The 17,851-nt window shown below is 59.6% G+C and carries 20 protein-coding genes; 5 read left to right on the forward strand and 15 right to left on the reverse strand.

All coding sequences use genetic code 11. The features are described from left to right. Position 1: 1 nt before the first annotated feature. The 3 genes from ACSQ13_RS11170 to ACSQ13_RS11180 all read right to left on the reverse strand — a co-directional run bounded on the left by ACSQ13_RS11170 (position 2) and on the right by ACSQ13_RS11180 (position 1,255). Positions 2-166 carry a YdcH family protein gene (locus ACSQ13_RS11170; protein ID WP_176250555.1) on the reverse strand — a complete coding sequence of 55 codons (165 nt, stop codon included), beginning with the start codon at positions 164-166 and terminating at the stop codon, positions 2-4. Positions 167-279: 113 nt separating this feature from the next. After that, complete coding sequence (locus tag ACSQ13_RS11175; protein WP_176250822.1) at positions 280-1,029, reverse strand: tRNA1(Val) (adenine(37)-N6)-methyltransferase; 750 nt, start codon at positions 1,027-1,029, stop codon at positions 280-282. Positions 1,030-1,033: 4 nt separating this feature from the next. Then, the gene (locus tag ACSQ13_RS11180) at positions 1,034-1,255 is read right to left on the reverse strand and encodes a putative signal transducing protein (RefSeq protein WP_093916049.1); all 222 of its coding nucleotides are present in this window, start codon (positions 1,253-1,255) and stop codon (positions 1,034-1,036) included. Positions 1,256-1,314: 59 nt separating this feature from the next. Here ACSQ13_RS11180 and ACSQ13_RS11185 point away from each other — a divergent pair, with 59 nt between their 5' ends. After that, positions 1,315-2,313 (forward strand): polyprenyl synthetase family protein, encoded by a 999-nt coding sequence (locus ACSQ13_RS11185; RefSeq protein ID WP_295509785.1) that lies wholly within the window; start codon positions 1,315-1,317, stop codon positions 2,311-2,313. Here the strand turns inward: ACSQ13_RS11185 and ACSQ13_RS11190 are convergent. The 3 genes from ACSQ13_RS11190 to ACSQ13_RS11200 form a co-directional block, all read right to left on the reverse strand. After that, complete coding sequence (locus tag ACSQ13_RS11190) at positions 2,306-3,163, reverse strand: 4-(cytidine 5'-diphospho)-2-C-methyl-D-erythritol kinase (RefSeq protein WP_295509787.1); 858 nt, start codon at positions 3,161-3,163, stop codon at positions 2,306-2,308. The two genes, ACSQ13_RS11185 and ACSQ13_RS11190, sit on opposite strands and share 8 nt — an antisense overlap. After that, complete coding sequence (locus ACSQ13_RS11195) at positions 3,163-4,878, reverse strand: tetratricopeptide repeat protein (protein WP_295509790.1); 1,716 nt, start codon at positions 4,876-4,878, stop codon at positions 3,163-3,165. Before ACSQ13_RS11195 ends, ACSQ13_RS11190 begins: the two co-directional genes overlap by 1 nt. Positions 4,879-5,040: 162 nt before the next feature. Beyond that, a complete protein-coding gene (locus ACSQ13_RS11200; protein ID WP_176250559.1) occupies positions 5,041-6,690 on the reverse strand; it encodes an electron transfer flavoprotein-ubiquinone oxidoreductase in 1,650 nt (549 codons plus the stop codon). Positions 6,691-7,021: 331 nt separating this feature from the next. Here ACSQ13_RS11200 and greA point away from each other — a divergent pair, with 331 nt between their 5' ends. After that, positions 7,022-7,492: a transcription elongation factor GreA gene (gene greA, locus ACSQ13_RS11205; protein WP_176250560.1), complete on the forward strand. Its 471-nt coding sequence runs from the start codon at positions 7,022-7,024 to the stop codon at positions 7,490-7,492. A 15-nt stretch (positions 7,493-7,507) separates the two neighbouring features. Beyond that, positions 7,508-8,557 carry a hypothetical protein gene (locus ACSQ13_RS11210; RefSeq protein WP_176250561.1) on the forward strand — a complete coding sequence of 350 codons (1,050 nt, stop codon included), beginning with the start codon at positions 7,508-7,510 and terminating at the stop codon, positions 8,555-8,557. A gap of 20 nt (positions 8,558-8,577) precedes the next feature. Here ACSQ13_RS11210 and ACSQ13_RS11215 read toward each other — a convergent pair whose 3' ends face one another. From ACSQ13_RS11215 to ACSQ13_RS11230, 4 genes are read right to left on the reverse strand one after another with little or no spacing between them, the layout of a single operon-like run. Beyond that, positions 8,578-10,626 (reverse strand): molybdopterin-binding protein, encoded by a 2,049-nt coding sequence (locus ACSQ13_RS11215; RefSeq protein ID WP_295509988.1) that lies wholly within the window; start codon positions 10,624-10,626, stop codon positions 8,578-8,580. A 20-nt stretch (positions 10,627-10,646) separates the two neighbouring features. Beyond that, entirely contained in the window at positions 10,647-11,138 is a 492-nt protein-coding gene (gene mobB, locus ACSQ13_RS11220; RefSeq protein WP_176250562.1) for a molybdopterin-guanine dinucleotide biosynthesis protein B, read from the reverse strand. Beyond that, positions 11,135-11,737 carry a molybdenum cofactor guanylyltransferase MobA gene (gene mobA / locus ACSQ13_RS11225; RefSeq protein ID WP_176250563.1) on the reverse strand — a complete coding sequence of 201 codons (603 nt, stop codon included), beginning with the start codon at positions 11,735-11,737 and terminating at the stop codon, positions 11,135-11,137. Before mobA ends, mobB begins: the two co-directional genes overlap by 4 nt. Then, positions 11,734-12,621: a formate dehydrogenase accessory sulfurtransferase FdhD gene (locus ACSQ13_RS11230; protein WP_176250564.1), complete on the reverse strand. Its 888-nt coding sequence runs from the start codon at positions 12,619-12,621 to the stop codon at positions 11,734-11,736. Before ACSQ13_RS11230 ends, mobA begins: the two co-directional genes overlap by 4 nt. A gap of 48 nt (positions 12,622-12,669) precedes the next feature. Here ACSQ13_RS11230 and ACSQ13_RS11235 point away from each other — a divergent pair, with 48 nt between their 5' ends. Then, entirely contained in the window at positions 12,670-13,392 is a 723-nt protein-coding gene (locus ACSQ13_RS11235) for an AzlC family ABC transporter permease (protein WP_176250565.1), read from the forward strand. Then, on the forward strand, positions 13,389-13,715 hold the full coding sequence (locus tag ACSQ13_RS11240; protein ID WP_295509798.1) for an AzlD domain-containing protein: 327 nt from the start codon (positions 13,389-13,391) through the stop codon (positions 13,713-13,715). Before ACSQ13_RS11235 ends, ACSQ13_RS11240 begins: the two co-directional genes overlap by 4 nt. On the opposite strand, the gene ACSQ13_RS11245 is transcribed toward ACSQ13_RS11240, so the two are convergent. From ACSQ13_RS11245 to ACSQ13_RS11265, 5 genes are all read right to left on the reverse strand, one after another. Beyond that, positions 13,626-14,306, reverse strand: coding sequence for a hypothetical protein (locus ACSQ13_RS11245; protein WP_255200209.1), 681 nt, complete (start codon positions 14,304-14,306; stop codon positions 13,626-13,628). The genes ACSQ13_RS11240 and ACSQ13_RS11245 overlap by 90 nt on opposite strands. 38 nt (positions 14,307-14,344) lie before the next feature. Next, positions 14,345-14,479 carry an aa3-type cytochrome c oxidase subunit IV gene (locus tag ACSQ13_RS11250; protein WP_176250567.1) on the reverse strand — a complete coding sequence of 45 codons (135 nt, stop codon included), beginning with the start codon at positions 14,477-14,479 and terminating at the stop codon, positions 14,345-14,347. Positions 14,480-14,570: 91 nt separating this feature from the next. Continuing rightward, positions 14,571-15,056 (reverse strand): DUF6173 family protein, encoded by a 486-nt coding sequence (locus tag ACSQ13_RS11255; protein ID WP_176250568.1) that lies wholly within the window; start codon positions 15,054-15,056, stop codon positions 14,571-14,573. After that, positions 15,049-16,110 carry an MBL fold metallo-hydrolase gene (locus ACSQ13_RS11260; RefSeq protein WP_295509801.1) on the reverse strand — a complete coding sequence of 354 codons (1,062 nt, stop codon included), beginning with the start codon at positions 16,108-16,110 and terminating at the stop codon, positions 15,049-15,051. Before ACSQ13_RS11260 ends, ACSQ13_RS11255 begins: the two co-directional genes overlap by 8 nt. Continuing rightward, a complete protein-coding gene (locus ACSQ13_RS11265) occupies positions 16,110-17,825 on the reverse strand; it encodes an acyl-CoA dehydrogenase (RefSeq protein ID WP_176250570.1) in 1,716 nt (571 codons plus the stop codon). Before ACSQ13_RS11265 ends, ACSQ13_RS11260 begins: the two co-directional genes overlap by 1 nt. Between the last annotated feature and the right edge of the window lie 26 nt (positions 17,826-17,851).

Below are 17,851 nucleotides of genomic sequence, written 5' to 3' on the forward strand. Positions count from 1 at the left end.
GTTAATCCGACAGTCTGGTAATCTCTTCCTTCAGTCGAAGCTTTTCCTTCTTCATCGTTGCAACTTTCAGATCGTCGATACCCGGGGCTCGCTGTGCCTCTTCTACAGCATCGCTCACCGCCATATGTTTCCGTTTCAAAGCTTCAAGATGCGCGTCAAATGCCACTTAACTCTCCTATTTTGAATGTTGCGTAGCATGAGTGAAGCACGAAAGATTCAACCTGTCACGCGGCATCGCAGCAAAACTTCAGACAAGTTGAACAATCGGCTGGTTGATGCCTAAAACGGAAGCGCGGCACCGTCACGCAACACCGCACGGATCGCGGCCACATAACTGTCGCCATCCGTCACATGCGCATCGCCTTCGTGCATGATCATCGGCGCACAAAGGCGAAACGCCCCACGCCCGCTTTTGCGCGCCCGCAAGATGATCAACTCTGCCATGCGGCCCGTGCGGGGGGCAATCGGCAAGACCTCGATGCTGCCCATGTCATGGGGCAAGGCGCGGATCAGATCCGGCAGCCGTTCTGCACGGTGAATGAAATGCGCCTGCCCTTTCGGGGCCAGACGTTTGGCGGCGATTTCGACCCATTTCGCCAATGGGGTCTGTTCCCCCAAGGCCGTTTCGCGGGCATTATCCAGCGAGGCAACCGAAGCGCCACGGTCAAAATACGGGGGGTTGGCCAGCACATGGTCAAATTGACGTTGACGTAGCGTCACTGGCATCTCTGCAAGGTCGGCCTCGACAACCTCGAACCCGCAATGGTTGCGCCGGGCCAGCTCGGCATAGGCGGGCTGAAGCTCTACTCCGGTCAGGGTCAATCCGGGCACCCGCGCGCCCAGACACAAGGATGCAGCCCCAACGCCGCAACCCAGTTCCAACACCCGCTGCCCCGCCTGCGCAGGCACGGACGCGGCCAATAAAACAGGGTCAACACCCGCCCGATACCCCTTGCGCGGCTGCCACAAATGCAGCTTGCCCCCCAGAAAGGCGTCATGGGTCAGGTCATCTGGAGCAAAGCTGTTCACGGGGTCAGTCTGGCAGTCCGGTTGGAATGTCATTGTCGCGTAACACCCGCAGGGCGGCGCTGTGCTTGTCTTCGTGCACCATCAACCGACGGGGGAAAATACCGATCCCACCTTCGAGCACGCTCATATTTACGTCCAATGGAAAGCAGTCTATATCCTCGCCCTGAAGAAGGGCGCTGGCAAAAGCGATGATCGTCGGGTCAGTCGTGCGCAAAAGTTCCTTCATAACAGAGATGTAAGTGCAATCGGACCAGATTGTCGAGCCTTTCAGATGGGGTCATGCAGATGAAGATGGACGTAAGTCAAAAACCACATGACCGTATGGCCAGATATCTGGCCGCTGACATGACGGCAGTGAATGACCTGATCCGTGACCGCATGGCATCCGAACACGCCCCCCGCATCCCCGAGGTGACCGCCCATCTGGTCGAGGCAGGCGGCAAGCGTTTGCGCCCGATGCTGACCCTGGCTGCCGCCCATATTTGTGGCTACGACGGCCCCTATCACATCCACCTTGCCGCGACGGTCGAATTTATTCACACCGCCACTTTGCTGCATGATGATGTTGTTGACGAAAGCGGCCAGCGGCGCGGGCGCCCCACGGCGAACCTGCTGTGGGACAATAAATCATCGGTGCTGGTGGGCGACTATCTGTTCGCGCGCAGTTTCCAGTTGATGACCGAAACCAACAACATGCGCGTGCTGGCGATCCTGTCCAACGCATCGGCAACTATTGCCGAGGGCGAAGTTTTGCAGCTGACCGCAGCGCAGAACCTTGCCACTGACGAATCTGTCTATCTCAAGGTCGTGCGCGGCAAGACGGCTGCCTTGTTTTCAGCCGCGACCGAAGTTGGCGGCGTGATCGCCGGTGCCCCTGCCGAACAGATCAAGGCGCTTTATGACTATGGGGATGCCTTGGGCATTGCGTTCCAGATCGTCGATGATCTGCTGGACTATCAGGGGGATACAAGCGCTACGGGCAAAAACATCGGTGACGATTTCCGCGAAAGAAAACTAACGCTGCCGGTGATTAAAGCCATCGCAAAAGCAGATGCCGAAGAACACGGCTTTTGGAAACGGACCATCGAAAAGGGGCGTCAGGAAGACGGCGATCTGGACCATGCCCTGACCCTTTTGAACAAGCATGACACGCTGAATGCGACAAGGTCCGATGCCTTGGAATGGGCCGGTCAGGCAAAAGCCGCCTTGCATGCCCTGCCCGATCACGAGTTGCGTGAAATGCTGCACAACCTTGCCGATTACGTGGTGGCACGGATCAGCTAAGAACCTCTGCGGCGGTGACCCACCAGCCGGGATGGGCGTGGTCAATCCGTGCCGCGGCATGGTTCGCGGCCTCTTCGCTGTCGTAAAGGCCAAAGCACGTTGCCCCCGACCCCGACATGCGCGCCAGCAGCGCATCGTCCAGCGCCGCAAGGCAATCCGCGATTTCGGGAACGACTTGCAGCGCCGGTGCCTCAAGGTCATTGCGCTGCACCGCCAGCCACGCCACAAAATCCTGCAGCGTTTTGAAATCCGGTATGGCCTGTGGCATCGGCGCGTTCTGTTTCGATGCCAACCGGTTGAACACCTCTGGCGTTGAAACCGACTTGTTGGGGTTTACCAGCACCAGCCAGCAGGGCGGCAAGGGCCCGGCTGGCGACAGGTCTTCGCCGACGCCCCGCATCCGTTGCGGGCCATTGTGCATGCAAACGGGCACGTCAGCGCCCAGGCGCGCCACATCCTCGGGCATAGGCACCCCCCAATGACCGCTCAACAGCTTGAGCGCCGTTGCGGCATCAGCCGATCCACCACCGATCCCGGCGGCGGCAGGCAGCACCTTGGTCAAAAGCAACCGCGCCCCGCGTGTGCCTTCGGCATCCAGCAGCCGCGCTGCCCGGATAACAAGGTTACGGTCATCCAGCGGCGCGGCATCCGCATAGGGGCCGTCAATGAAAAGCTCCAACTCGGCTGACGGCGTAACGCTCAGCAGATCGCCAACCGCCGCGCGCACCACCAGACTGTCCAGCAGGTGATAGCCGTCGGCGCGTTGCCCCGTGACGTGCAATGTCAGGTTAATCTTGGCCCATGCCGGCTCTGAATACTCAAGGCCAAGGGCCGCGCGGTTCGTGCGCATCAATCCGCCATTACCTTGGTCAGCGGATCGGCCCCTTCTTCCTCGAGGACGACATCCAGACCGACTTCCAGCTTGCGGCGCATCCGGTCCGGTTCGGCTTCGCTGTCGGCATCTTCGGGGTCAACAAAAGACAAGGCCCGCCGCCACTGGAATTCGGCCTCACGCTTTCGGCCAACCGCCCAATACACGTCACCCAGATGATCATTCACCACCGGATCAACAGCAACCAGTTCCACCGCGCGTTCCATCTGTGACACCGCTTCTTCGTAGCGGCCAAGACGGTAGAGCACCCAACCGAGGGAATCGACGATATAGCCCGAACCGGGGCTTGCCGCTACGGCACGTTCGATCATGTTCAACGCTTCGTCCAGATTGCGCCCCTGTTCGACCAGCGAATATCCCAGATAATTCAACACCTGTGGCTGGTCGGGATTGATCGCCAGCGCTGCGCGAAAATCGGCCTCGGCCTCGTCCAGATCGCCGCCGCGTTCTTCGGAAATGCCACGGGCATAGAAAAGCACCCAGCGTTGCGGGTTTGTTTCGGCCGTCAGTTCGATCGCACGGTCATAGGACTCAATCGCCGCCTTGAATTTGTCTTCTGCTCGCAGCGCATCGCCAAGCGCGGAATGCACTGATGGCAATTCACCATGGCTGCGCGTCAATTGCTGCAAAACCTCGATCGCCTGTTCGGGTCGGCCAGACCTGCGCAAAGCCGCAGCGCGGCCCAATTCGGCAGCATGATAGGCCGGATCATTGGCAGGAACATTTGCCAGCTCGGTAATCGCAAGATCATATTGCGCAAGGCCCTCAAGCAGATCAGCCGTAAGCAGCAGCGCGTCAATGTGGTTCGGGTTCAGATACCGCGCGATCCGCGAATACAGCAGCACATAATAATCGCCCGCAGATTCACTCCGCAACACAGCCGCAAAGGTGAAAAACACCTCGGCAATTCCGGCTTTGGCATCGGCGATCTGGGTGAATTTGATCGGCTCGTCGTTGGTCAGCGCCAGAACAAGCGCTTCGAGTTCGGGGTCGGTACTGTCACCGAAACTGGCCTTGAGCAGGGCAAGCGCCTGATCCTTGCGATCCAGTTGGCCCAGAATTTCGGCCCGCGCAATCACACCACGCCGGGTCTGTCCTGCCGCACCCGCCTTGTTGGAGGCAAAGATGTCCTCCGCCCCTTCGAAATCGCCCACAGATGCCAGCGCCAGCGCCTTGTGATACATCACAAACCCCTGCATCCCGGCTTCCTGGCTCAGCTTGTCAAACTCGGTGATTGCCTGCGTCATGTCGCCCTTGCCGACATAGGACCACGCCTTGACCAACCCGTCGACCCAAGGGCCGATGCCCGCCTCGTCGCCTTTTTGCGCCAGCAGCCCGTCAAAGTCGCCCTTTTGTGTCAAATCGGCGGTGGAGACCAGATAGGCAACCTGTGAGCTTTGGTTTTTCGCGGCCAGAACCTTGGCCAGGGGCGCGGCCTTTGCGATATCGCCCAAGGACAGATAGGCAAGGATCGTGCTTTCCAACAGTTCGCTATTCATGCTGTCGCGCGCCAGGGCCTGTGCATAGTAATCAGCGGCTTCTGCAAAATCACTGCGCGCGGCAGCGTGTCGTCCGGCAAGATAGGCACCCGATACGGACTGCGCTGAAACGGGCAGTGCCCCGGTCACAGCCAAGGCCATGACACTGGCAGAAAACAACAGGTTACGGATCATATGTGCAGGCCTTATCTTGTTTCGATCAACGCTATCAGGTTCACCCCCAAGCGCAATGGCACCCCGCCGCCCAAGCACGCAGTCGTGAGCAGTAATTTGCCCGTCTAATACGAAAAAAGGCGCGCCGCAGCACGCCTTTTGATGGTTTCGCAAGCGACCCTATTACATGTTCGGATAGTTCGGGCCGTCCCCACCCTGCGGCGTTGTCCAGACGATGTTCTGCGACGGGTCTTTGATGTCGCAGGTTTTGCAATGCACGCAGTTCTGGAAGTTGATGACAAAACGCGGGTCTTTGCCCTCTTCCTCAACGAATTCGTACACACCGGCGGGGCAATAGCGCGCCGACGGGCCCGCGTATTCCTTGAGGTTCACATTTACCGGCACGGACGGGTCTTTCAACGTCAGATGCGCAGGCTGGTTTTCATCGTGGTTTGTAAAGGAAAACGCGACGTTGGTCAGACGGTCAAAGCTCAGCTTTCCATCGGGCTTGGGATAGTCGATCTTTTTGTGCTTGCTGGCTTTTTCCGTCGCCTCGGCATCGGATTTCCCGTGGCCAAGCGTACCCAGAAGCGAAAAGCCCAAGGTGTTGGTCCACATGTCGAACCCACCCACGGCAAGCGATGTCATCAGACCGTATTTGCTCCACAACGGTTTGACGTTGCGCACTTTTTTCAGGTCTTTACCGATCTCGCCGCCGCGCACGTCTTGCTCATAGGCGGTCAGCTCGTCACCGGAACGGCCAGCCTGGATCGCGTCAAATGCGGCCTCTGCGGCGGCTTTGCCCGACAGCATGGCGTTGTGATTGCCCTTGATGCGCGGCACGTTGACCATGCCCACCGAACAGCCCAGCAGCGCCACACCGGGTGCAACCATCTTGGGCATCGACTGATAGCCACCTTCGGTGATGGCACGCGCACCATAGGCGACGCGCTTGCCGCCTTTCAGCAGCTCGGCGACCATCGGGTGATGTTTAAAGCGCTGGAATTCCATGTAGGGGAACACATGCGGGTTTTTATAGCCCAAATGCACAACAAAACCGACATATACCTGATTGTTTTCAATGTGGTAGATGAACGATCCGCCACCGGCATTGCTGTTCAGAGGCCAGCCCATCGTGTGGGTCACGGTGCCTTCTTTGTGCTTGGCGGGGTCGATTTCCCAGATCTCTTTCATGCCAAGCCCGTATTTCTGCGGTTCCTTGCCAGCATCCAGATCATATTTCGCGATCACCTGCTTTGACAGGCTGCCGCGCACGCCCTCGGACAGGAACACGTATTTGCCGTGCAGTTCCATACCGGGCTCATAGTTGTCGCCCTTGGTGCCATCCGGGTTGATCCCGAATTCACCGGCAACCACGCCTTTGATCTCGCCATTTTCGCCGTACACCAGTTCCGAACAGGACATGCCGGGGAAAATCTCGACACCCAGCTCTTCGGCTTGCTCGGCCATCCAGCGACAGACATTCGCCATCGACACGATATAGTTGCCGTGGTTGTTCATCAGCGGTGGCATGGGGAAGTTGGGCACGCGCAGCTTGCCCGCCTCGCCCAGCATGTAAAAGTTGTCTTCGATCACCTTGGTCTTGATCGGCGCGCCTTTTTCTTTCCAATCAGGCATCAACGCGTCCAGACCGATCGGGTCCAGCACGGCACCCGACAGGATATGCGCGCCCACTTCGGACCCTTTTTCCAGCACGACGACGTTGCAGTCGGCATCAAGCTGTTTCAGACGGATCGCGGCAGACAGGCCCGCAGGACCAGCGCCAACAATAACGACGTCATATTCCATTGTTTCGCGTTCAACTTCGGCCATTTGGGGCTCCTCTTCGGGCAGAAAATGGGTTTGGATTTGGCTAAACCAGCAGGGCTTGCTTTGCAATCGGAACACAACGTTAAAATGCAGGCCCGCGACAGTTTCGTACCTATTTAACGCCCGTCCCGTCATTATGTTTCGCCATGCGAGATAATCTGGCCCGATGCGGTGCAACAAATTTAATCAAATCCCCGCAGGCGGAGTTTGGCAGGGCCGCAACACTCCGCTCTTGCAATCATCCGCTACTTTGGGTCAGGTAAGGACCAATTCAAATCGGTTGCACCCTCAGGCTTGGCTTGGGGCTGTGACCCTCATTGCGTGGACGACCACAATGGAAAAAATCCCGATGACCCGCGCCGGTCATACTGCTTTGGAAACCGAACTAAAACACCTCAAGACGGTAGAACGTCCTGCAATCATCAAGGCGATTGCCGAAGCGCGCGAGCATGGTGACCTGTCCGAAAACGCCGAATACCATTCCGCCAAGGAAAAACAGTCCTTTATCGAAGGCCGCGTGAAAGAGCTGGAAGGCGCGATTTCGCTGGCCGACGTGATTGACCCGTCCAAAATGTCCGGCTCCATCAAGTTTGGTGCCAAGGTCACCTTGGTGGACGAAGACACCGACGAAGAAAAAACCTATCAGATTGTTGGTGAATACGAGGCCAACATTGAAAAAGGGCTTTTGAACATCAAATCCCCCATTGCACGTGCGTTGATCGGCAAAGAAGAAGGCGATAGCGTTGCAGTGCGAACTCCGGGGGGTGAAAAATCGTATGAGGTTCTCAAGATCATTTACGCTTGATCTGGGGTTTTCAGCATGACCGAAAATGTGCCTGCCAAACCGTCAAGGCCGAACCCGCCGCGCCAGTCGGCGCGCTCTACGCCGTTCGGCGTCTATTCACGCCCGAATGACAAAAGCATTTCCAATATCGAAATTATCGCCATTGCACTAAGCGTGCTTTGGCTGCTGGGCTCTGCCATCTTTTTTCTGGTGCAACCTGCCAACCCCAACCCCGACGCCGGGGATAGCGGCCTTCGGTTCTTGATGACGATGCTGGCGATTTTCATGCCCGTCGCTATGATCTGGGTTGCCGCCACGGCAGCACGGGCCAGCCGCGTGATGCGCGAGGAAAGCCAGCGTTTGCAATCTGCAATCGACGCCATCCGGCAGGCCTATATCGCGCAGCAGCAAGGCAAACCCTTTGATGGCGATGCCTCGGTCAATCGTAAACTTGACGAAATCGCCGCCGCCGCCCGCAAAACCGAAACCGCGCTGGCGACGTTTCAAACCCGCCGTGATGCGGCACCCCGCGCCGCAGTCCCCGTGCCTGTCGTTGCGCTGTCTGACGATCAGCCCACATTGGCCCTTGGCACCCAAGCCAGCGATATGGCCCCCGCGCTGTCGCATGACGATTTCATTCGGGCGCTGAACTTCCCCGAAACGGCGGACGACACCGAAGGCTTTAACGCCCTGCGCAAAGCCCTGAAAGACCGCAACGCATCCCAATTGGTGCAGGCATCCCAAGACGTGCTGACCCTGCTGAGCCATGATGGCATCTACATGGATGACCTGCGCCCTGACCGTGCCCGCCCCGAAGTCTGGCGCGAATTTGCACAAGGGGCCCGTGGCCGGACGATTGCGGCCCTTGGCGGTGTGCGGGACCGGTCATCGCTTGCGTTAACCAATGCACGCATGAAGCAGGACCCGATTTTTCGGGATGCAGCACATCATTTCTTGCGGCGCTTTGACCGTGTTTTCGCCAGCTTTGAGGCGCAGGCATCGGATGCTGAAATCTCGGCTCTGGCTGAAACACGCACCGCGCGGGCGTTCATGTTGCTGGGCCGTGTGGCGGGCACCTTCGACTAGGGCGCGGGTGCCTTGAGGCCCTAAATCCCGAAGGATCCGTAGGGGATGAACCGCACCGGATCGCCGGGGCGCACATGGACCGCGCCGTCCGGCAGTTCCACCAGACCCTCCGCCCAGCTTAGCCCGCTGATCCGGCCCGATCCTTCGGAGGCGAACACCTCGACATGACCGTCGCGCATGCGGGCGCGCAGATATTCGCGACGTCCCGGTTTTTTGCGTTTCTCAAATGCCGCCGGCACGTTGAACCCTTGCGGTGTGGTCCATTCCTGCCCGGCCATCACGGCCAAAGCGGGGCGCGCAAAAATCAAGGTGCACACCATTGCCGCGACAGGATTGCCCGGCAGACCAAAAACCGGCATCCCCTGCCACATCCCCAAAGCCAAAGGCCGTCCCGGCTTGACCGCGATCCGCCAAAGCGACAAGGCACCGGCTTCCTCCAGCAGCGCCGACACGTGATCTTCGTCCCCCGCCGACGCGCCGCCACTGGTCAAGATCGCATCCACGCGGCCCGTGGCACCGTCCAGCCGCGCACGCAAAGCCGCGCGGTCATCGCCCACATGGCCCAGATCAACGGCGTGATAGCCGAACTGGGCGATCAGCGCCAAAAGCATCGGCCGGTTCGCGTCGTAAATCTGGCCATCCGCGGCGGTATCGCCCGGTTGCACGATCTCGTCCCCGGTCGAAATCACGCCAACCCGCAAGGGCCGGTACACGTCCAGCGCGGCATTTCCGGTGGCGGCCATCAGCGCCAGATCGGCAGCCGTCACGCGACGCCCCGCACCTGTGGTCACCTCGCCTTGCGTTATGTCCTCGCCCGCCTTGCGGGTGTTTGACCCCGCCTTGATCGGGCCGTTGAAATGCACGGCACCCGCATCAATGCGGACGTCTTCCTGCAACACCACCGTATCAACCCCTTGGGGCAATGCCGCCCCGGTGAGGATACGGATTGCCTGCCCATCAGGCACAACCCCCGGCGCATCACCCGCAGCAGCGCGGCCAGCGGCCAAAGGCAACCGATGCGGCCCCGCGCCCCGCCCGCCTGCAAAACCATAGCCGTCAACAGCAGTATTCGGCAGCGGCGGGTTTGCGCGTTTTGCAATCACGTCCCGTGCCACGACACGCCCCAAGGCATCGCCCAGCCCGACCGTTTCGACCGCAACGACCCGCGACAATCTTGCGCGCAACAGCTTCAGCGCTTCGTCTACCGGCGTCCAATGCACGCCGGGTGGCAGGGCAAAGCAATCATTGCGCAACGGTGCGGCAGACCGCAGACGGTCCTCGAAACCAAGCCCGAAAATCCAGCCTTCTTCGGGGGCCGAGACGTCAAGCATTTCTGCCAATGCAGTGCCCGACAGGCCGCTGATCTGGCGCGCGGCTTCCTGCACCTGCCACGCGTCCTTGATCACCCCCTGCGGGGCGGCACCCACCGTAAGCGAGGGCCAGATTTCAACAAACGCCACCTGCGACGTCAGGGGCTCAAAGGGCCAAACGCTGACCTTTTCGCGAAACCTGCTGCGCAACCGCGACAGAACCGGCAAGCCCATGAAAACCTGCGATCCGACCGCCCCCGCACCGGCCATTTGCCAACAGGTGAACGCGCCCTTGGCTTGGGCTTCCGACTGGCGCTTGTCCGCGAAAGGGTTCGAATAATCGGCCTTTGTGCGCGGCAAGCCGGGAATGTCACGCTTGGGCAGGCCGTTGGCCCAGAACGGGCCGCGCCCGTCGCCAAGCGCAAGGTTCAACTCTCCGGCCAGATCAAAACGGTTGTTGGCATCGCCCGTGTCCTTGATCCGCGCCTCGAACCAGTCCCAAAGTGCCAGCGGGTCGGGCGCGCCGGTCAAAGCCTCGGCAAAACCGGCGGGATAGCCAAAGGGGAAATCAAAACCGATCATGACGCGGCGATCAGTGCCCAGTTCGGTTTCTATCAGATCAGCGATCCACGCCTCTGCCGCGATCCGGTTGCGCAGATAAACCGGGTCTTGGGGTTGCCCCCCACGGCTGACGCCCGCCCAGATCGCATCCTTGCGCGGGCGCGCGCCGGTATCATTGCCGCCCGACCAGTCGATCATCACAATTGTATCGAAACCCGTCAAAGCCCGACCTCGGCCAGAATGAAATCGGCAATCGCAGCGGTGTCATCCAGATCGAACACGGGGCGGTCCAGCGTCAGAGGCGTGTCGCTTGCGACGGCCCGAATGGTCGGATCATCCGGCGCGATCAGCGGGTTTCCCGGCTCGGTCCGATAGGCCTCTACCTTGGGGTGGACGTCGCGCTTGTAGCCTTCGATCAACACCAGATCGACCGGGCTTAGCCGTGTCAGCAATGTCTCGAGCGTGGGTTCGTCCTCGTCGCGCAATTCATGCATCAAGGCGACCCGATTGCGCGAGGCCAGCAGAACTTCGCGGGCACCGGCGATGCGGTGGCGGTGACTGTCCTTGCCCGGGTGATCGACCTCGAACGTGTGGTGGGCGTGTTTGACCGTCGATACGCTAAAGCCACGGCCCGTGATCTCGGCCACCAGCCGTTCCATCAAGCCGGTCTTGCCCGCGTTCTTCCACCCAGTGACGCCGTAAATCCTCATAGCATGCCCTTTGCAATTTCCAGATCTTCCGGCGTGTTCACATTGAAAAACGCGGCCTCGTGAGGGAACAGCGCTTCGCGGCCCTGATGCTGCTGGGTCCACATGACCACCTTGCGCAAGCCCCCCTGCAAGGCGGCACGCAGATCATCGCGCAAGGCAACGGGCCACAGCCCGAATGTCGGGTGGCGCGCAGTGCCGCGGGTCGCATCAGGCGTTGCGGCCAGAACCAGCGGATGGGTCATGCCTTCGCTGGCAAGCAGCAGACGGGGCACCAGATCGCCGGGAAAAAACGGTGTGTCCGCAGCGGCAGTCACAATCGTATCCGCCCCGCGCGCGGCGGCCCAATCCATCCCGGCAAGCACCCCTGCCAAGGGCCCAACGAAACCGTCGATACTGTCAGGCAGAACCGGCAAATTCAGGCCGTCAAACCGCGCCGCATCGCCATTGGCATTCAAGGCCAGCTCAGCGACCTGCGGCGACAGGCGTTCGATGACATGGGACAGCAATGTCTTGCCACCAAGGGTCAGCAACCCCTTGTCGCCGCCCCCCATGCGCGTCGCCTGACCGCCAGCCAGAATAACCCCAAGTGGTTGTTTCATTCCGACCCCTTTCGGCCTGCCCGTTTCGGTTCATCCACGATCAAATCGGGGTCGGCGTCGCGCACAAGACGGTCCTCGCCAGCAAGGCAGACAAAGCGTTTGCCTTTCATCCGGCCAATCAAGGTCAACCCGACCTGATTGGCGATTTCGACACCCCATGCGGTGAACCCGGAGCGGGACGCCAGCACAGGTATGCCCATCATCGCGGTCTTGATCACCATCTCCGAGGTCAGACGCCCTGTGGTATAAAGAATCTTGTCATCGGCGCGCACTTTTTCAGAAAGCATCCAGCCTGCGATTTTATCGACGGCGTTGTGACGCCCGACATCTTCCATATAAACCAACGGCTTGTCGCCTTGGCACAGGATGGTGCCGTGAATTGCACCTGCCTCAAGATACAGGCTGGGTGTGCGGTTGATCTGCGCGCTCAGACGGTAGAGCCACGAGGTATGCACGGGCGTTGCGGGCAGGCTGACGCCCTCGAGCCCTTCCATCATGTCACCGAACACCGTGCCGACAGCGCAGCCACTGGTGCGGGTTTTCTTGCGCATCTTGTCTTCGTAATCGGTTTTCCGGGCGGTGCGCACCACAACGACCTCAAGGTCTTCGTCATAGTCTACGCGGGTGATTTCGTCATTGTCGCGCAACATGCCCTGATTGCGCAAAAACCCAAGCGCGAGGTATTCGGGATAGTCCCCGATGGTCATGGCCGTCACGATTTCCTGTGAATTCAGAAAAATCGTCAGGGGCCGTTCTTCAACCACATTGATGGTCAATTCAGCGCCCGTGTGATCGCGCCCCTTTACAGCACGGGTCAGGCGCGCGGCCCCCGGTTGCGGAGCGATCAGATAGGCGTCGGTGTCAGTGTCTGCAGACAATTGCATCCCCCTCGGACGGCGGCTAAGGATATGAAGGTAATCTAGGGGTAAACCATGGCCATCACCACCACGAAATCGGCCTTCCGCAAGGGGCTGGCCGATGCGGCACCCTTTGTCCTGGTCATCATCCCTTTCTCGTCCCTGTTCGGCATTCTTGCCACCGAAGCAGGGCTGAGCGTGTTTGAAACGCTGGCGTTTTCGGTTGTCGTGATCGCAGGTGCCGCTCAATTCACCGCCCTACAGCTGATGCAGGAACACGCACCGACAGCGATTGTGCTGGCGTCGGCCCTTGCGGTGAACCTGCGCATGGCGATGTATTCGGCGTCCCTGACCCCCTATATCGGTGCCGCCCCGCTTTGGCAGCGCGCGCTGGCGGCCTATCTGACGGTTGACCAATCCTATGTCTGCTCGATGGCGCAATATGAGAAAGAGCCGGACATGACGATCCCGCAGCGGATGTCGTATTTCTTTGGCTGCGTGACGCCGATCGTGCCGCTTTGGTATCTGTTCACGCTGGTCGGCGCATTGCTGGGCACACAAATCCCCGACAGCTGGGCGTTGGACTTTGCCCTGCCCATCACGTTTCTGGCAATGATCGCACCGATGTTTCGCACGCCTGCACATGTGGTTGCAGCGCTCGTTGCATCGATTGCAGCCCTTGCAACCGCAAGCGTGCCCTATTCGCTGGGCCTGATTCTGGCGGGGATGGCAGGCATGATCGCGGGGGCCCAGACCGAAGTCTGGCTGGTTCGCCGCGCAGAGAGGACCGCAGGATGATCGACAAAAGCACATTATGGATCGTGATCATCTGCCTTGGCATCGGCAGCTTTGGCTTGCGCTTTGTTTTTACCGGATTGGTGGGCGACCGCGAGATGCCCGCATGGCTGCTGCGCCATCTGCGCTATACCGCCGTTGCCATCCTGCCCGCATTGGTGGCCCCGCAGGTCATTGCCCCTGCTGCGACGGGGGGCCAATTTGACCCCGCGCGTTTCGCAGCAGCGGCTGTTGCCCTAGCCGTTGGCGTTCTTACCAAGAACGTTTTGCTGGCGATTATTAGCGGGGCCGGGACCTTGTACAGTCTCTTGTGGCTGCTGGGATAACTGGCCAGCGCGCACCGCATCAATCACATCACCATCGTCGTTTTCGTAATATTTGTCGGTGCTGACATTTGGCAGACTGCCAAATTGCTCGGACAGGCTGACCGGATAGAATGTCTTGCTGATCCCCTCAAAACCGGGAATCTGAGACAGCAATGCCGAGGTTGAATTGGCGCAATAGGCACCGGGCACCTGACCATTCGCCATCACCAGCTTTAGCACCTGTTCGGCTTGGGCGTCGGAGACTGGAACAGTCTGGCTGATCACGTGGAATGTGCTGCGGGCATGGGCTGATTTATAGGCTTGTATCCATTTCGGAGACATCCCGTATAAAACATCGCCCCGCTCGACCACGCGGGGGTCGCGGAAGGACCCTGCCGGATCAAAGATCACCTGCTGGGATCCGTTGACAACCAACGCCGTATGCCCGCCGTTGCCAGACCGGTTGTTCACCATGGTCATCAGGGTCAGGGATTTGGGCCCCGGCGCGGAGTAGGCCGCAGATGCGACCTCGGCAAGGGAATTGTCGGTGCCGGTATCGTTGGCACAAGCCGAAAGCGTGGCTACGCAGGCCAATGCCATCCAAATGCGCATGTGAATGTGAATGTCCTGCAAAATAGGGTCGATACGTCTTAGCGGGCGAAGATCGCCATAAAGACAAGAATACCGATGATCACGATGGAGGACCATTTGACCCAGTTCATGAAGCTGTCAAAGGTCTTTTCCTGCGACGTGGTATCCATGGAGCCGTGTTCATGCTTGGCCATATTCGTAATCCTTTGACTTGGTGTTCGTTCCAATTTGAAAACGTGGTTACTGCATTCGGACAGCCATGTCACGATGTCAACGCGCACGATCTTATGAGTTTTTTGTCTGCGTCTTGGCTGCATCAGCCTCGATATCCGCGATCAGCCGGAATCCGATGCGATTCGCGGGCTTTTCGCTTTCGGTCTTGGGCAAGGCACGCAGGGCGACGTTCAACTGGCTGACATGCTGCACCAGTTGCATCCGGCCCCCACCCCCGTCCTGACCGTAAAAGGTAACGATGTCGGGGTCGAAATATCCCATGCCTTCGATGCGCAAAACACCGGCGTCACCCCCCGCAAACCCCATGGCGACCTCGTGATCCCCATCCAGCTGTTCCTCAAAATTCTTGAGGTACAGCACAACCCGTTCATAGGCCCATTGCGCCGGAGATTTCCGCGCTGCGGGCGTATCGGTCATGCCGCTTGGCACCGCTTGTTCGCTTGCATTGCGCTGCGCGGGGTCGGTGTGAACCTCGTGCAGGCGGGGCAAAACATCGGCTTCCGCAGCCTCTGCTGCGGTTCTGATCATATCATCCATGCGCTTGATCCGTTGCCTGATATACCCATGCGCCATCTTCGGCCCGCAAGTCACGTGTGGCAAGCCCGGTTTGGTACAGATGACTTAGATGTGCGACAGACTCGACCAACGCCAGCCCGTATTCCTCTTCGCCGATTTTGCGTTTGAACAAGGTCGGAAAGCATTCGGATGCGGATTTCGGCGTATCGATATATTTGACCAACCGCTTCAGCGCGCCGTGGTGGTTGTCGATCAACTGGCGCATCCGCGTGGGCAACCCCGTGAAGGGCAGTTTATGCCCGCCCAGCACCAGATGATCCTCGCGGCCCATCGGGGCCAGCCGTTCGCAAGCCTCAAGCCATTCGCCAATCGGGTCGGCCATGGGTTCGGTCGCATAGACACCGACATTGGGGCTGATCGACGGCAAAATCTGATCGCCCGCAATGACCAGATTGTCATCCCTGCTCCAGAATGTTGCGTGTTCGGGGGCGTGACCATTGCCCATGTGCACGTCAAACACCCGACCGCCAATGGTGATCTGATCATCCTGCTTGATACGGGTGAACCCCAAAGGCAGCGGATCGACGATATCGGCAAAGTTGAAGGGCCGCTCCGTCGCGCGTTTTGCGTACAGGTCAGGGTCCATGCCCGACATCTTGTAAAACGCCAGTGTTTCCGCAGCCGGGGTCTTTTGGGCATCCAGCGTCAACATGCGCGCCGTCAGCCAGGCCGTGCGCGTTGTAACCAGTTCGGCCCCGTGTTCGGTCTGGAACCAGCCCGCCAGCCCGATGTGATCGGGGTGGTGATGTGTCACGATCACCCGCGAAACCGGCTTGCCGCCAAGCGGGCCTGCCATCAGATCGGACCAAGTTGCCTTGGCCTTCTTGGACGAAAATCCGGTGTCGATGATCGTCCAGCTGTCGCCTTCGTCAAAGGCATAGACGTTCACATGGTCCAGCTTCATCGGCAACGGCAAGCGCATCCACAGAACACCGGGGGCGACCTCGACCGCCTCGTTACCGGCAGGCGGCGTATCCCAAGGATAACGCAGGCCCACGTGCTTTTTAACGGTCATCAAGCGGTCAGTTCGTCAATGGACAGCGCAAAGAGGTCATCTGCGCCCGACTGCGCATGCACCAACAGCCCCGCATGTTCGGGCAACAACCGCAGAATATAGAACCGCGCCAGTTTTTCACGCGCACCACCCTTGTCGGCCAGCGCCGCCTTGAGGTGCAAATGCCCGCCCAAGACCCGTGCAAAAGCCCGCAGATACGGCACGGCACCGGCAAAACGCGTGTCCATGTTGTCTTGGGCAACCAGCCATTCGGTGGCCTCGCGCAGGGTTTCTGTCGCCTGCCAGACCGCGTCAGCCATGTTCGGGAACGCCTCGCGCGCGGCTTCGGCATGGGCTTCGATTTCGTCCATGAGACGGTTTGCCGCCTCGCCGCCATCCATCATCTTGCGCGCCACAAGGTCCATCGCCTGAATGCCGTTCGTGCCCTCGTAAATCGCCGTCACGCGGACATCGCGGCAGAATTGCGCAGCGCCGGTTTCTTCGATCACGCCCATGCCGCCATGCACCTGCACCCCCATTTGCGACACCTCGATCCCGACATCGGTGCCGAACGCCTTGGTGATCGGGGTCAGGAAGGCCGCGCGCGATTTCCACTCGGCCTCTCCGGTGGCATTGGTCATGTCGATGGCCACGGCACAGCTGGCCGCGATGGCCCGCGCCGCAAAGGTTTCGGCCTTCATCGTCATCAGCATCCGGCGCACATCGGCGTGGTCAACGATGGTGCCAGACCCGTCGGGTTTGATATTCTTGCCCTGCTTGCGGTCCAGCGCATAGGACAGCGCATGTTGATAGGCCGCCTCGGCAACACCGATACCTTGCTCGCCAACCCCAAGTCGCGCGTTGTTCATCATGGTGAACATCGCAGCCATACCGCCTTGTTCGGGGCCAACCAGCCAACCGATAGCCTTGTCATATTGCATCACACATGTTGGCGATCCGTGCAGGCCCATCTTATGCTCGAGGCTGACAACCTGCAGCGTGTTTCTGGCCCCCAGACTGCCATCTTCGTTTGGCAGGAACTTGGGCACCAGAAACAGGCTGATCCCTTTTGTGCCCGCAGGCGCACCGGGCAGACGCGCAAGCACCAGATGGCAGACGTTGTCGGCGAAATCATTGTCGCCCCAGCTGATATAGATTTTCTGACCCGAGATGCTGAACGTCCCGTCGCCGTTGTCTTCGGCCTTTGAGGAAAGCGCGCCCACGTCCGACCCGGCCTGCGGTTCGGTCAGGTTCATCGTGCCGGTCCATTCGCCGCTGATCAGCTTGGGCAGATACAGTTCCTTGATCGCGTCGCTGGCGTGGTGTTCCAGCGCTTCGATCTGGCCCTGGCTCATCAACGGGGCCAGTTGCAGCGACAGACACGCGCCGCTCATCATTTCGTTCACGGCGCTGGCCATGGTCAGGGGCAGGCCCATCCCGCCATATTCCGGGTCCGCACTGATCCCGATCCAACCGCCCTCTGCGATGGCTTTGAACCCGTCAGCATAACCGGGCGACGTGCGCACAACACCGTTTTCCAGTCTGGCCGGTTGAAGGTCACCGGGGCGCTGCAAGGGGGCCATGATATCGTTGCACAATTTGCCCGCTTCTTCCAGAATCGCCCGGCTCACATCATCTGTGGCATCTGCGAACTTGTCCGTGGCACGCACGTCATCAAACCCGACAATATGGTTGAACAGAAAATTATAATCCTCAACGGGGGCGCGGTATGGCATCGTAATTCCTCCTTGGGCCTGCGCGT

It is taken from the genome of Sulfitobacter sp. SH22, from assembly GCF_965641905.1.
Lineage (GTDB): Bacteria > Pseudomonadota > Alphaproteobacteria > Rhodobacterales > Rhodobacteraceae > Sulfitobacter.

Excerpts from the sequence above, each read along its gene's own strand:
- ACSQ13_RS11180 (WP_093916049.1), bottom strand. The coding sequence starts at position 1,255 with ATGAAGGAACTTTTGCGCACGACTGACCCGACGATCATCGCTTTTGCC.
- ACSQ13_RS11185 (WP_295509785.1), top strand. The coding sequence starts at position 1,315 with ATGAAGATGGACGTAAGTCAAAAACCACATGACCGTATGGCCAGATAT.
- ACSQ13_RS11190 (WP_295509787.1), bottom strand. The coding sequence starts at position 3,163 with ATGCGCACGAACCGCGCGGCCCTTGGCCTTGAGTATTCAGAGCCGGCA.
- ACSQ13_RS11195 (WP_295509790.1), bottom strand. The coding sequence starts at position 4,878 with ATGATCCGTAACCTGTTGTTTTCTGCCAGTGTCATGGCCTTGGCTGTG.
- ACSQ13_RS11200 (WP_176250559.1), bottom strand. The coding sequence starts at position 6,690 with ATGGCCGAAGTTGAACGCGAAACAATGGAATATGACGTCGTTATTGTT.
- greA (WP_176250560.1), top strand. The coding sequence starts at position 7,022 with ATGGAAAAAATCCCGATGACCCGCGCCGGTCATACTGCTTTGGAAACC.
- ACSQ13_RS11210 (WP_176250561.1), top strand. The coding sequence starts at position 7,508 with ATGACCGAAAATGTGCCTGCCAAACCGTCAAGGCCGAACCCGCCGCGC.
- ACSQ13_RS11215 (WP_295509988.1), bottom strand. The coding sequence starts at position 10,626 with ATGATCGACTGGTCGGGCGGCAATGATACCGGCGCGCGCCCGCGCAAG.
- mobB (WP_176250562.1), bottom strand. The coding sequence starts at position 11,138 with ATGAGGATTTACGGCGTCACTGGGTGGAAGAACGCGGGCAAGACCGGC.
- mobA (WP_176250563.1), bottom strand. The coding sequence starts at position 11,737 with ATGAAACAACCACTTGGGGTTATTCTGGCTGGCGGTCAGGCGACGCGC.
- ACSQ13_RS11230 (WP_176250564.1), bottom strand. The coding sequence starts at position 12,621 with ATGCAATTGTCTGCAGACACTGACACCGACGCCTATCTGATCGCTCCG.
- ACSQ13_RS11235 (WP_176250565.1), top strand. The coding sequence starts at position 12,670 with ATGGCCATCACCACCACGAAATCGGCCTTCCGCAAGGGGCTGGCCGAT.
- ACSQ13_RS11240 (WP_295509798.1), top strand. The coding sequence starts at position 13,389 with ATGATCGACAAAAGCACATTATGGATCGTGATCATCTGCCTTGGCATC.
- ACSQ13_RS11245 (WP_255200209.1), bottom strand. The coding sequence starts at position 14,306 with ATGCGCATTTGGATGGCATTGGCCTGCGTAGCCACGCTTTCGGCTTGT.
- ACSQ13_RS11250 (WP_176250567.1), bottom strand. The coding sequence starts at position 14,479 with ATGGCCAAGCATGAACACGGCTCCATGGATACCACGTCGCAGGAAAAG.
- ACSQ13_RS11255 (WP_176250568.1), bottom strand. The coding sequence starts at position 15,056 with ATGGATGATATGATCAGAACCGCAGCAGAGGCTGCGGAAGCCGATGTT.
- ACSQ13_RS11260 (WP_295509801.1), bottom strand. The coding sequence starts at position 16,110 with ATGACCGTTAAAAAGCACGTGGGCCTGCGTTATCCTTGGGATACGCCG.
- ACSQ13_RS11265 (WP_176250570.1), bottom strand. The coding sequence starts at position 17,825 with ATGCCATACCGCGCCCCCGTTGAGGATTATAATTTTCTGTTCAACCAT.